This is a genomic window from Pseudomonas sp. SDO55104_S430 (assembly GCF_054070595.1).
Window position 1 is genome coordinate 17,374 of record NZ_JBSVXG010000068.1, and the last position, 11,747, is coordinate 29,120.

General features: G+C 61.4%; 10 protein-coding genes. 2 read left to right on the forward strand and 8 right to left on the reverse strand.

Annotated features, from left to right (window positions below; genetic code table 11):
• Positions 1 to 9 precede the first annotated feature (9 nt).
• From ACW9JE_RS14410 to ACW9JE_RS14445, 8 genes are all read right to left on the reverse strand, one after another.
• Complete coding sequence (locus tag ACW9JE_RS14410; RefSeq protein ID WP_457433103.1) at positions 10 to 681, reverse strand: hypothetical protein; 672 nt, start codon at positions 679 to 681, stop codon at positions 10 to 12.
• 112 nt (positions 682 to 793) lie between these two features.
• Positions 794 to 1,636 (reverse strand): taurine dioxygenase, encoded by an 843-nt coding sequence (gene tauD / locus ACW9JE_RS14415; protein WP_457433105.1) that lies wholly within the window; start codon positions 1,634 to 1,636, stop codon positions 794 to 796.
• A gap of 137 nt (positions 1,637 to 1,773) precedes the next feature.
• Complete coding sequence (tauC, locus tag ACW9JE_RS14420) at positions 1,774 to 2,613, reverse strand: taurine ABC transporter permease TauC (protein ID WP_457433106.1); 840 nt, start codon at positions 2,611 to 2,613, stop codon at positions 1,774 to 1,776.
• Complete coding sequence (tauB, locus tag ACW9JE_RS14425; protein WP_457433107.1) at positions 2,610 to 3,404, reverse strand: taurine ABC transporter ATP-binding subunit; 795 nt, start codon at positions 3,402 to 3,404, stop codon at positions 2,610 to 2,612. The genes tauC and tauB overlap by 4 nt, the downstream gene beginning before the upstream one ends.
• A 16-nt stretch (positions 3,405 to 3,420) precedes the next feature.
• Entirely contained in the window at positions 3,421 to 4,398 is a 978-nt protein-coding gene (gene tauA, locus ACW9JE_RS14430) for a taurine ABC transporter substrate-binding protein (protein ID WP_224540228.1), read from the reverse strand.
• Positions 4,399 to 4,606: 208 nt separating this feature from the next.
• Positions 4,607 to 6,190 carry a glutamate--cysteine ligase gene (gene gshA / locus ACW9JE_RS14435; RefSeq protein ID WP_224540230.1) on the reverse strand — a complete coding sequence of 528 codons (1,584 nt, stop codon included), beginning with the start codon at positions 6,188 to 6,190 and terminating at the stop codon, positions 4,607 to 4,609.
• A 262-nt stretch (positions 6,191 to 6,452) separates the two neighbouring features.
• Entirely contained in the window at positions 6,453 to 6,836 is a 384-nt protein-coding gene (locus ACW9JE_RS14440) for a PaaI family thioesterase (RefSeq protein WP_175376481.1), read from the reverse strand.
• Positions 6,836 to 9,160 (reverse strand): Tex family protein, encoded by a 2,325-nt coding sequence (locus ACW9JE_RS14445; protein WP_457433108.1) that lies wholly within the window; start codon positions 9,158 to 9,160, stop codon positions 6,836 to 6,838. The genes ACW9JE_RS14440 and ACW9JE_RS14445 overlap by 1 nt, the downstream gene beginning before the upstream one ends.
• A gap of 361 nt (positions 9,161 to 9,521) precedes the next feature.
• Here ACW9JE_RS14445 and ompR point away from each other — a divergent pair, with 361 nt between their 5' ends.
• Both ompR and ACW9JE_RS14455 read left to right on the forward strand, forming a co-directional pair.
• The gene (ompR, locus tag ACW9JE_RS14450; RefSeq protein WP_096513915.1) at positions 9,522 to 10,262 is read left to right on the forward strand and encodes an osmolarity response regulator transcription factor OmpR; all 741 of its coding nucleotides are present in this window, start codon (positions 9,522 to 9,524) and stop codon (positions 10,260 to 10,262) included.
• Between the two features lie 111 nt (positions 10,263 to 10,373).
• Positions 10,374 to 11,687: an ATP-binding protein gene (locus tag ACW9JE_RS14455; RefSeq protein WP_224540234.1), complete on the forward strand. Its 1,314-nt coding sequence runs from the start codon at positions 10,374 to 10,376 to the stop codon at positions 11,685 to 11,687.
• The last annotated feature ends 60 nt before the right edge of the window (positions 11,688 to 11,747 follow it).

An 11,747-nucleotide genomic window follows, 5' to 3' on the forward strand; every position in this document is an offset into this window, starting at 1 on the left:
GGTTCACCTCTAGGAACTTTGCCCATTTTCGGTTTGATCTTCGATTTCTTCAGCGCGGCGCATCTTATCTCGCAACTTCACCAACTCAATCGGTTTCTGATCAATTGCCTGGCTAACAGAGTAGCTCTGAAGAAGCTCCTCGAAGGTGCAATCCATATGGAAACCCTTACCGTTGAAGTAGGGTATCGCCATCATGATCGCCAAAGGTTCTGATTGATCTGCTGAACCGGGAGGTGGTGCGTGGACTACAACCAGGGCGTGGATCAACTGTTCGGATACAGGTTGGAACGGTCCATCGATCCAGTCCATTTGAGCGGATGCCAGCGATTCGTTGAGTGCTTTCAATTCACTACGGTGCTTAGCCGCGCGAATGTCTTTTTGCCAAGGCAAAACGACGGTTGTGATTCGCAGCTTTCCCAACTCCAACAGAACGTAATGATGCCCTTTGGGATCGGTGGATTTGATGATGGGACTCCAGCGCCCCATACCTGCCAGGGCATCCTGAGCGAGTGAGTGGCGCAAGTGCCCCCTGAGATTCTCATGAGGAATATTAATCAGAAGGTCCTGCGCCACCTTTGTAGCCGTTTGAAAGGTTTGAGGAATCAACACGCCCAATTCCTCGAAAAACTCCCTATCAACCTGCTCACGAATGAAACTCTGAATCTCTTCCTTTGTGACCATGGGTTTCACCACTTACTGTTCGGTAAGCGGATTTTTACTTAATTTTTATTCGTTATGGAAGAAATAGCTGTGTTTTTGTACAGGTCGCCAGACGGGCGGTGTGAGCCTGGAATTATCGAAAAAACGGCACATCCCCCAACACAGTCGCCCGCTGCATCACCCGCCGCGCCGGGCGGTAGTCGTCCACGGCGTAATGCTGGGTCACGCGGTTGTCCCAGAAGGCGATGTCGTCTTGCTGCCAGCGCCAGCGGATGGTGAATTCCGGGCGGGTGGTGTGGGCGAACAGGTATTTCAGAATCGCTTCGCTCTCGGTTTCCGACAGTTCGTTGATCTTCGACGTGAAGCCTTCATTGACGAACAGCGAGCGGCGCCCGCTCACCGGATGCGTGCGGATGACCGGGTGTGACAGCGGCGGATTCTTGCGCCGTGCCTCTTCCCATTGCGCCAGTGCTTCGGGGGTGTTGCCGTAGCGCTCCAGCGGAAAGGAACGGGTGAAGTCGTGGGTGGCGGTCAGGCCTTCGAGCAGGGTCTTCATCGGCGCAGATAAGGCTTCGTACGCGGCGATGCCACTGGCCCATAAGGTGTCGCCGCCATACTCCGGCAGCAGCTTGGCGCTGAGCACCGCGCCCAGGGCCGGGGTCGGCAGGAAGGTCACGTCGGTGTGCCAGATCGCGTTGTCGCGCACGTCGGTGACGGCGGTGTCGAGAATCAGGATTTCCGGTTGTTCCGGCACGTTCGGGTAGATCGGGTGAATGTGCAGATCACCGAAATTGGCGGCGAAACGCGCCTGCTGTTGCGGGGTGATCGGCTGGTTGCGGAAGAACAGCACCTGATGCTTGAGCAGCGCCTGCTCGATGGCATCGCGCTGTTCCAGGTTCAGAGGCTGGCTGATGTCGACGCCGCTGATCTGCGCGCCGAGGGCGGGGCTCAATGGGGTGATGCTGAGAGTGCTCATGGACGTTCTCTTCAATTTCATTCTGTAGGAGCCGAGCTTGCTCGCGATGGCGGTGGTTCAGTCACAGGTGTGTGGTCTGACAGTCTGCTATCGCGAGCAAGCTCGGCTCCTACAGTGGGGAGTTCGGTGATCGGTGATTAATGCGCCTGGCCATGCCACGGCACCAGTTTGCGCTGCAGGGCGCGCAGGCCCATTTCCATGGCGAAGGCGATCAGGGCGATGACCAGGATCCCCAGCACCACCACATCGGTGACCAGGAACTGCGCGGCCGACTGCACCATGAAGCCCAGGCCGCTGGTGGCGGCGATCAGTTCGGCGGCGACCAGGGTCGACCAGCCCACACCCAGGCCAATGCGCACGCCGGTCAAAATGTCCGGCAGGGCGCTTGGCAGAATCACATGGCGAATCAACTGCGCGCGGGTCGCGCCCAGGGACTGCGCGGCGCGCAATTTCGCCGGGTCGACGGTGCGCACGCCGGTGGCGGTGGCGGTGGCGGTGGCAATCGGGGCGAAAATCGCCAGGTAAATCAGCAGGACTTTCGACAGCTCGCCGATGCCGCACCAGATCACGATCAGCGGCAGATACGCCAGCGGCGGAATAGGACGGTAGAACTCGATCAAAGGATCCAGCACGCCCCGCGCAATGCGGTTGGCGCCGATGGCGATGCCCACCGGCACCGCCGTCAGCACGGCAAAACCCAGACCCAGGCCGATACGACTGAGGCTCGCGCCCAAGTGCTGCCACAGGGTCGAATCCATATAGCCGGTCGTCGCCAGCAGCCAGCCTTTTTGCAGCACGGCGGACGGCGGCGGCAGGAACAGCGGCTCGATCAAACCGCTGGCCGTCACGGCCCACCAGACGAAAACCAGAGCGGCCAGCGTCAGCAGGCTGATCCAGCGAATGCTCAAACTGCGGCGAACCGGAGCCGCCGTAGCGCCGGGCTTCACCGCGGCAACGGGAATTTCATAGCTGCTCATGCGCGCTCCTGCCGCTGGGCGGCGCTGCGTTGGGAGAACACTCGGGCGAGCACGTGTTCACGGGTTTCGATAAAACGCGGATCGGACTTGATCGAGCGCGCCGACTCGCCGGCGGCGTAACGCTGACCGAAATCCAGCTGCAGGCGTTCGACGATTTGTCCGGGATTCGGCGCCAGCAGAATCAGGTCGGTGGCGAGGAAGACCGCTTCTTCAATGTCGTGGGTGATCAGGAACACCGGCTTGGCGGTGCGCCGCCAGACTTGCAGCAGCAGTTCCTGCATCTGTTCGCGGGTGAAGGCATCGAGGGCGCCGAAGGGCTCGTCCATCAGCAGCACCCGTGGGTCGGCGGCGAGGGCGCGGGCCAGGCCGACGCGCTGTTTTTGCCCGCCGGACAGCTGCCAGATACGACGCTGTTCGAAGCCGGACAGGTCGACCAGCGAAAGCATTTCGCGGGCGCGCAGTTCGCGTTTTTCCCGCGCAACGCCTGCCAGCTCAAGACCGAAGCCGACATTGGCCAGCACGTCCTGCCAGGGCAGCAGGGCGTCGTCCTGGAATACCACGCCACGTTCGGCGCTCGGTCCTTTGACCGGCACGCCGTCGAGGGTAATGCGCCCGGCGCTGGGTTCGACGAAACCGGCAATCAGGTTCAACAGCGAGGTCTTGCCACTGCCGGACGGGCCGAGGGCGACCAGCAATTGCTGGGGGCCCAGGGTCAGGGAAATGTCCGCCAGCACCGGTTCCGGGCTGCCGGGGTACTGTGCGCTGATACGCTCCAGCTGTAGCAAGGCCATCGCAGTCAGCTCCCGATCAGTTGGTGATGAACTTGGCGCTGACGTACGGCGCGTAGTCCGGCAGCACCGCCTCGACCTTGCCTTGCTCCTTGAGGAACACGGCGGTGTCGGTGATGGCCTTGGTGGTAGGGGCGCCGAGGCTGATTACCTGATCGGCCGCCAGCGGGTAGACGTTGCCTTGCAGCAGCAGCGGAATGTCGCTGGCCTTGGCGCCGGAGAGTTTCACCAGCTTGTCGACGTTGCCTTGATTGGCGATCCAGGCTTGCGGGTCTTTGCGGTATTCGGCGTAGGCATCCAGGGTGACTTTGGCGAAGGCCGAAACGATTTCCGGGTGCTTCTCGGCGAAGTCCTTGCGCACGATCCAGGCATCAAAGGTCGGCGCGCCGAACTTGGCCAGTTCGCCGGAGGTAATCAGCACTTTGCCGTTTTCCTTGGCCACACCCAGCGCCGGATCCCAGACGTAGGTGGCGTCGATGTCGCCGCGCTTCCAGGCGGCAATGATCGCCGGCGGCGCGAGGTTGAGCACGGTGACTTTCGACGGGTCGATGTTCCAGTGCTTGAGCGCGGCCAGCAGGCTGTAGTGGCCGGTCGAAACGAAAGGCACGGCGATCTTCTTGCCGATCAGGTCCTGCGGGGTCTTGATCCCGGAACCGTCGCGCGCCACCAGGGCCTCGGCGGCACCGATCTGGGTGGCGATGAGGAAGGTTTCCACCGGTACCTTGCGGGTGATGGCGGCGGTCAGCGGGCTGGAACCGAGGTAGCCGATCTGCACGTCACCGGAGGCGATGGCGGCGATGATGTCGGCACCGTTATCGAACTTGCGCCAGCTGATGTCGGCCTTGGTGGCCTTTTCGTAGGCGCCGTCGGCCTGGGCGACTTTCGCCGGATCGACGGTGGTCTGGTAGGCGACGGTGACGTCAGCCGCCTGGGCAAAGAAACTCGCCGCAGCCAGGGAAGCGGCCGCCAGCAAGCGAAGGGGGAAGTGCAGTTTCATGGGGGAGCTCCTGTCAGGCGACCGAGAGTCGGCGTGAAAGGAGACTAAATGATCTAAGAATTCAAAAATAAATAACTTTTTCGAATGAGCTTATGATCGGAGTAATTTAAGCGTGACCGCTGCGCAGTCAATCGCGAGCAGGCTCGCTCCTACAAGGGAAACGCATACCCTGTGGGAGCGAGCCTGCTCGCGATAGGTCCGAAGGACCTTAGTTGCTGATCGCCAGAATGCTCGCCTGATAAGCCCCGACGAACACGTCGAAATCGCCAACCTCGTTCTGTTCCAGCTCAACCTGCTCAGCCAGCGAAGTACGCGCACGTTCTTCAAATTTCGCCTGAACATCCGCAGGCAATGGCTCGCTGCGGAAGAACTCCGCATGCACCTGGCTCTGACGCAGGGAGAACTGGGCGAAGCTTTCCTTGTGCTCGGCCATCGACGCAAGGACCTGGGCCGAAGGTGTCAGGGACGGATCCTTGACCTTGGCCATCTGCGCATCCAGCGCCTTGCTGTGGGCATCGCCGCCGTGGCTCTGATCAAGCAGCGCGGCCAACGGCGCGATGCTTTCCAGCAACTGGCCTGCCCATTCCTTCAGTTCCACCGGCTGACCATCGCGCTGCAACTGCAGGCCCGGACGACGACCTTCCTTGACCACGCTGAGGAAGTTCGAGGTGGCGTTGCCGCAGCTGGTGTTGGTCAGCAGCGGGCTGTCGTTCAGGGCGCAGTACAGCAGGAAGGCGTCGAGGAAACGCGATTCGGTGATGTCGATGCCCATCGGCAGGAACGGGTTGATGTCCAGGCAACGCACTTCGACGTACTGAATGCCACGGGCCATCAAGGCCTGGATCGGACGTTCGCCGGAGTAGGTCACGCGTTTTGGGCGAATGTTGGAGTAGTACTCGTTTTCGATCTGCAGGATGTTGGTGTTGAGCTGAACCCACTCACCGTCCTTGTGCGTACCGACTTCGACGTACGGCGCGTAGGGCGTGGCTACCGCTTTGCGCAGACTGTCGGTGTAGCTGACCAGATCGTTGTAGCAAGGGGTCAGGCCGGCCTGGGCGTTGGATTGATAACCCAGGTCGCTCATGCGCAGGCTGGTGGCGTAGGGCAGATACAGGGTGTCCGGGTCCAGTTGCTCCAGCTGATGCGCACGGCCACGCAGGAAGCCGGCGTCCAGGGCCGGCGATGCACCGAACAGGTACATCAGCAGCCAGCTGTAACGGCGGAAGTTGCGGATCAGGGCGATGTAGGACGACGACTGGAAGTCGCGGTCGGTGCCGACAAAACCTTCGGCCGTCTTGAGCAGCGGCCAGAGTTTTTCCGGCAGGGAGAAGTTGTAGTGAATCCCGGCGATGCACTGCATGGTCTTGCCGTAACGCAGGGCCAGGCCCTTGCGGTACACGTACTTGAGCTGCCCGATGTTGGAGGTGCCGTAGTAGGCGATCGGGATATCTTCCTCGGCCGGCAATGGGCACGGCATCGATGGACTCCACAGGTACTCGTTGCCGAGCTTGCTGTAGGCAAAGCGATGAATGCTGTCCAGGCTCGCCAGCGTATCGGCCGGATCGGTCAGGGCAGGGGTGATGAACTCCAGCAGCGACTCGGAATAGTCGGTGGTGATCTGTTCATTGGTCAGCGCGGAACCCAGTTCTTCCGGGTGCGGCGTTTGCGCCAGGCGACCTTCGCCGGTCACGCGCAGGCATTCACGTTCGATGCCGTGAAGGCACTGTTCGAGCAGAGAGAGGTTAGCGCGCTCGCCGAGCAGGGCCAGGCGGCGGTTGAGAAGTTCGCTCAAGTTGGATTCCTTCACGCGTCAGTCGCCCCAATATGGGGGTGGGCAAGACGGTCTACAAGGGTGAAGTTGAAACTGGCGTTTTCGCCTGGTTTTTGTCGCTATTGATCAAATTTTGCACAGATCCCCTGTAGGAGCCGAGCTTGCTCGCGATGCGGTGTGTCAGCCAACACAATTGTCGTCTGATAATCCGCTATCGCGAGCAAGCTCTGCTCCTACAGAGCGAGGCATTGCGCCGAAATTAACTCAAATTGATGGCGACTAGCTACAGGACAGCGAACGTGCCTTGTGCTTTTGCGACCAGTTTGTCGCCTTGTACGACGTCGGCCTCGACCACCAGGGTGCGGCGGCCCGGGTGGATCACCCGCGCCGTGCACATCACCTCGCCGTCGGCGACGGCGCGGATGTAGTTGATCTTGCACTCGATGGTCGCACTCTGCTGGTCAAAGCCATGGCTGCTGGAACAGGCCAGCCCCATGGCGATGTCCACCAGACTGAACAAGGCGCCGCCGTGAAGCTTGCCGGCGCGATTGCGCAACTCGGGCTCGAGCACCAGGGCGACTTGCGCCACCCCGGTTTCCAGGCTGTGCAAACGGCAGCCCAGCAGCTTGAAAAACGCGCTTTCGGTGTACCCGGCAGGGATGTCCATCAACGCTTTTTCAACTGCTTGGCGTTGGCGAACAGCGAGGCCATGGCGTTGTTGGCCGGAGCCGCCGCCGTGGTTTCCTTGCGCGGCGCGTTGTTCTGCGACTGACGCGGTGCCGAGCCAGGACGCGCGCCACGGGCGCCGTCGATTTTTTCGCCCGGGGTGTCGCTCATGCGCATCGACAGGCCCACGCGTTTGCGCGGAATGTCGACTTCCATGACCTTCACTTTCACCACGTCACCGGCTTTCACCGCTTCACGGGGATCCTTGATGAACTTCTCCGAAAGTGCAGAGATGTGCACCAAACCGTCCTGATGCACGCCGATGTCGACGAATGCACCGAAGGCGGTCACGTTGGTCACCACACCTTCGAGGATCATGCCCGGTTGCAGGTCCTTGAGGTCTTCGACGCCTTCCATGAACTCGGCGGTCTTGAACTCCGGACGCGGGTCGCGGCCCGGTTTTTCCAGTTCCTGAAGAATGTCGGTGACGGTCGGCAGGCCGAAGGTTTCGTCGGTGAATTTCTTCGGGTCCAGGCGCTTGAGGAACGACGCGTCGCCAATCAGCGAGCGAATGTCGCGGTCGGTCTCGGCGGCGATGCGCTGCACCAGCGGATAGGCTTCCGGGTGAACCGCGGAGGAGTCCAGCGGGTTATCGCCGTTCATCACCCGCAGGAAGCCGGCGGCCTGTTCGAAGGTTTTTTCACCCAGACGCGCGACTTTCTTCAGGGCAGCACGGGTTTTGAAAGCACCGTGTTCGTCGCGGTGGCTGACGATGTTCTGCGCCAGGGTCGCGTTGAGGCCGGAAATACGAGCCAGCAGCGCAACCGAAGCGGTGTTCACGTCCACGCCCACGGCGTTCACACAGTCTTCGACCACCGCGTCCAGGCCACGGGCCAGTTTCAACTGCGACACGTCGTGCTGGTACTGGCCGACACCGATGGATTTCGGGTCGATCTTCACCAGTTCCGCCAGCGGATCCTGCAGACGACGGGCAATCGACACCGCGCCACGGATCGACACGTCCAGGTCCGGGAGTTCCTTGGCCGCCAGTTCCGACGCGGAGTAAACCGAGGCACCGGCCTCGGACACCATGACCTTGGTCATCTTCATCGCTGGGTATTTTTTGATCAGCTCGATCGCCAGCTTGTCGGTTTCGCGGCTGGCGGTGCCGTTGCCGATGGCGATCAGGTCCACCGAATGCTTGGCGCACAGTGCAGCCAGGATCGCGATGGTCTGGTCCCATTTGTTGTGCGGCACGTGCGGGTAAACGGTGGCGTGATCCAGCAGCTTGCCGGTGGAGTCGACCACCGCCACCTTGCAGCCGGTGCGCAGGCCAGGGTCCAGGCCCAGAGTGGCGCGCGGACCAGCCGGAGCGGACAGCAGCAGGTCGTGCAGGTTGTGGGCGAAAACGTTGATCGCCTCGGCTTCCGCGCCGTCGCGCAGTTCGCCCAGCAGGTCGGTTTCCAGGTGGGTGTAGAGCTTGACCTTCCAGGTCCAGCGCACCACTTCGCCCAGCCATTTGTCGGCAGGACGGTTCTGGTTCTGGATGCCGAATTGCTGGCCGATCATGCCTTCGCACGGGTGCATGGTGCCCGGCAGTTCATCGCCGACTTTCAGCGCGGAGCTGAGAATGCCTTCGTTGCGGCCACGGAAAATCGCCAGGGCGCGGTGCGATGGCATGGTTTTCAGCGGTTCGTCGTGTTCGAAGTAGTCGCGGAACTTGGCGCCTTCCTCTTCCTTGCCGGCGATCACGCGGGCACTGAGGGTGGCTTCCTGCTTGAGGTAATTGCGCAGTTTTTCCAGCAGGCTCGCGTCTTCGGCGAAACGCTCCATCAGGATGTACTTGGAGCCTTCGAGGGCGGCCTTCACGTCGGCGACGCCTTTTTCGGCGTTGACGAAGCGCGCGGCCTCGATTTCCGGGGTCAGGCTCGGGTCGTTGAACAGACCGTCGGCCAGTTCGCCGAGGCCGGCTTCGAGGGCGATCTGGCCCTTGGTGCGGCGTTTTTGCTTGTACGGCAGGTACAGGTCTTCGAGGCGGGTCTTGGTGTCAGCGAGTTTGATATCGCGTTCCAGCTGCGGGGTCAGCTTGCCTTGCTCTTCGATGCTGGCCAGGATGCTGATGCGCCGTTCGTCGAGTTCTCGCAGGTAGCGCAGACGCTCCTCCAGATGACGCAACTGGGTGTCATCGAGGCTGCCGGTGACTTCTTTCCGGTAACGGGCGATGAAGGGAACGGTAGAGCCTTCATCGAGTAGCGCGACGGCCGCTTCGACCTGTTGCGGGCGTACGCCGAGTTCTTCGGCGATGCGGCTGTTGATGCTGTCCATAAAACCACCTGACAAATTGTGAAAGCAGGCTCGCAGGTGCGATACAGGGCCCTGGCGAGTCTGGTTGAGCGGCAAGTCTGCGCCGCTGCCTGGATCAAAAGGTATCTCGTTGACCCGTGAAATCGAACAATTACTGCCGGTGCCATGAAAAATAAAAAGCGGCCGCCGGGGGTAACGATCAGACGTTGCCTGACACAAAAGGCCGCGCATTATAACCAGCGTTCGGCCCTTGGGGTGTGTCCCGGGTCAGTGGGATCCGTGCCGGGATTCCTGGCAGTGAAGGAAAAATCTGCTAACAATGCACACGGTGCGTATAACGGCAGCTACGCCATAATGCGCGCCGAGCTAAAAGGAGCATTCAATGAGCAGCACTGCAAACATTGCTGAAGGCGAAAAAATTCTTATTGTTGACGACGACCCGGGCCTCAGCAGCCTGCTGGAGCGTTTTTTCGTCAGCAAGGGCTACCGCGCCCGTGCCGTCCCGAACACTGAACAAATGGACCGCCTGCTGGCGCGTGAAGTGTTCAACCTGGTCGTCCTCGACCTGATGCTGCCCGGCGAAGACGGCCTGACCGCATGCCGCCGCCTGCGCAGCGCGAACAACCAGATTCCGATCATCATGCTGACCGCCAAGGGCGACGAGCTGAGCCGTATCAAGGGCCTGGAACTGGGCGCCGATGATTACCTGGCCAAGCCGTTCAACCCTGACGAGCTGATGGCCCGTGTCAAAGCCGTATTGCGCCGTCAGTCGGCACCGGTGCCGGGCGCGCCGGGCAGCGAAGACGAAAGCGTGACCTTCGGTGACTACGAACTGTCCCTGGCTACCCGCGAGCTCAAGCGCGGCGAAGAAGTGCACATGCTCACCACTGGCGAGTTCGCGGTCCTCAAGGCGCTGGTCATGAACGCCCGCCAGCCGCTGACCCGCGACAAGCTGATGAACCTGGCCCGTGGCCGCGAATGGGACGCTCTGGAGCGCTCCATCGACGTGCAGATTTCCCGTCTGCGCCGGATGATCGAACCCGATCCATCCAAACCGCGTTATATCCAGACCGTCTGGGGCGTGGGTTATGTGTTCGTTCCGGATGGCACCGCCACCAAGTGATCGACCCATTGCAGGAGCGGGTCGGCGGACAGGTCTGATGACCATGGCCGCAGACTCGCGACCCGCAATATGCGAGCATCGCTCGTTCCTGCAAGTGTGTAGCGCCTATCCATGAAAACCCCGGTTTGGTTCCCCCAGAGTTTCTTCTCCCGCACCCTTTGGCTGGTGCTCATCGTCGTTCTGTTCTCCAAGGCACTGACCCTGGTTTATCTGTTGATGAACGAGGACGTGCTGGTTGACCGCCAATACAGCCACGGCGTCGCCCTGACGCTGCGCGCCTATTGGGCAGCCGACGAAAACAACCGCGACAAGATTGCCGAAGCCGCGACCCTGATCCGGGTGGTGGGCACTGGCGTGCCGGAAGGCGAGCAACACTGGCCATACAGCGAAATCTACCAGCGACAGATGCAGGCCGAACTGGGCGCCGATACCGAGGTGCGATTGCGCATGCACACGCCACCGGCCTTGTGGGTGAGGGCACCGAGCCTGGGTGATGGCTGGATGAAAGTGCCGCTGTACCCGCATCCGCTGCGCGGTCAGAAGATCTGGAACGTGCTGGGCTGGTTCCTGGCGATCGGTCTGCTGTCCACGGCGTCGGCGTGGATCTTCGTCAGCCAGCTCAACCAACCATTGAAGCGCCTGGTCTATGCGGCTCGGCAACTCGGCCAGGGCCGCAGTGTGCGCCTGCCGATCAGCGACACGCCCAGTGAAATGACCGAGGTGTATCGCGCCTTCAACCAGATGGCGGAAGACGTCGAACAGGCCGGGCGCGAGCGTGAGCTGATGCTGGCGGGGGTGTCCCATGACTTGCGTACGCCGCTGACTCGCCTGCGATTGTCACTGGAGCTGATGGGCGACCGCACCGACCTGACCGACGACATGGTCCGCGATATTGAAGACATGGATGCGATCCTCGACCAGTTCCTGGCCTTCATTCGCGACGGTCGCGATGAGTCGGTGGAGGAGGTGGACCTGAGCGATCTGGTCCGGGAAGTGGCTGCGCCGTTCAACCAGAACGAAGAGAAAGTGCACTTGCGCCTGGAGCCGATCCAGCCGTTTCCATTGCGTCGGGTGTCGATGAAGCGGTTGCTGAACAACCTGATCGGCAACGCACTTCATCACGCGGGTAGCGGCGTGGAAGTGGCGGCCTATGTTTCCGGTGACACCGCCGCTCCCTATGTGGTGCTGAGCGTCATGGACCGTGGCGCCGGGATCGATCCGGCGGAGCTGGAAGCGATCTTCAACCCCTTCACCCGCGGCGACCGTGCCCGGGGTGGCAAAGGCACCGGGCTGGGGCTGGCGATCGTCAAGCGGATCGCTTCAATGCATGGCGGGAATGTCGAGTTGCGCAACCGTTCCGGCGGCGGTCTGGAAGCGCGGGTGAGGTTGCCGCTGGGATTGATGTTGCCGCGGGATGCGGTTTAACGGGGCTGAAGGCCTCTTCGCGGGCAAGCCTCGCTCCTACAGATTGGCATAACCTCTGTA

Bases quoted from the DNA above. Each gene is read 5' to 3' on its own strand.
- ACW9JE_RS14410 (WP_457433103.1), bottom strand. From the start codon at position 681: ATGGTCACAAAGGAAGAGATTCAGAGTTTCATTCGTGAGCAGGTTGAT.
- tauD (WP_457433105.1), bottom strand. From the start codon at position 1,636: ATGAGCACTCTCAGCATCACCCCATTGAGCCCCGCCCTCGGCGCGCAG.
- tauC (WP_457433106.1), bottom strand. From the start codon at position 2,613: ATGAGCAGCTATGAAATTCCCGTTGCCGCGGTGAAGCCCGGCGCTACG.
- tauB (WP_457433107.1), bottom strand. From the start codon at position 3,404: ATGGCCTTGCTACAGCTGGAGCGTATCAGCGCACAGTACCCCGGCAGC.
- tauA (WP_224540228.1), bottom strand. From the start codon at position 4,398: ATGAAACTGCACTTCCCCCTTCGCTTGCTGGCGGCCGCTTCCCTGGCT.
- ACW9JE_RS14440 (WP_175376481.1), bottom strand. From the start codon at position 6,836: ATGGACATCCCTGCCGGGTACACCGAAAGCGCGTTTTTCAAGCTGCTG.
- ACW9JE_RS14445 (WP_457433108.1), bottom strand. From the start codon at position 9,160: ATGGACAGCATCAACAGCCGCATCGCCGAAGAACTCGGCGTACGCCCG.
- ompR (WP_096513915.1), top strand. From the start codon at position 9,522: ATGAGCAGCACTGCAAACATTGCTGAAGGCGAAAAAATTCTTATTGTT.
- ACW9JE_RS14455 (WP_224540234.1), top strand. From the start codon at position 10,374: ATGAAAACCCCGGTTTGGTTCCCCCAGAGTTTCTTCTCCCGCACCCTT.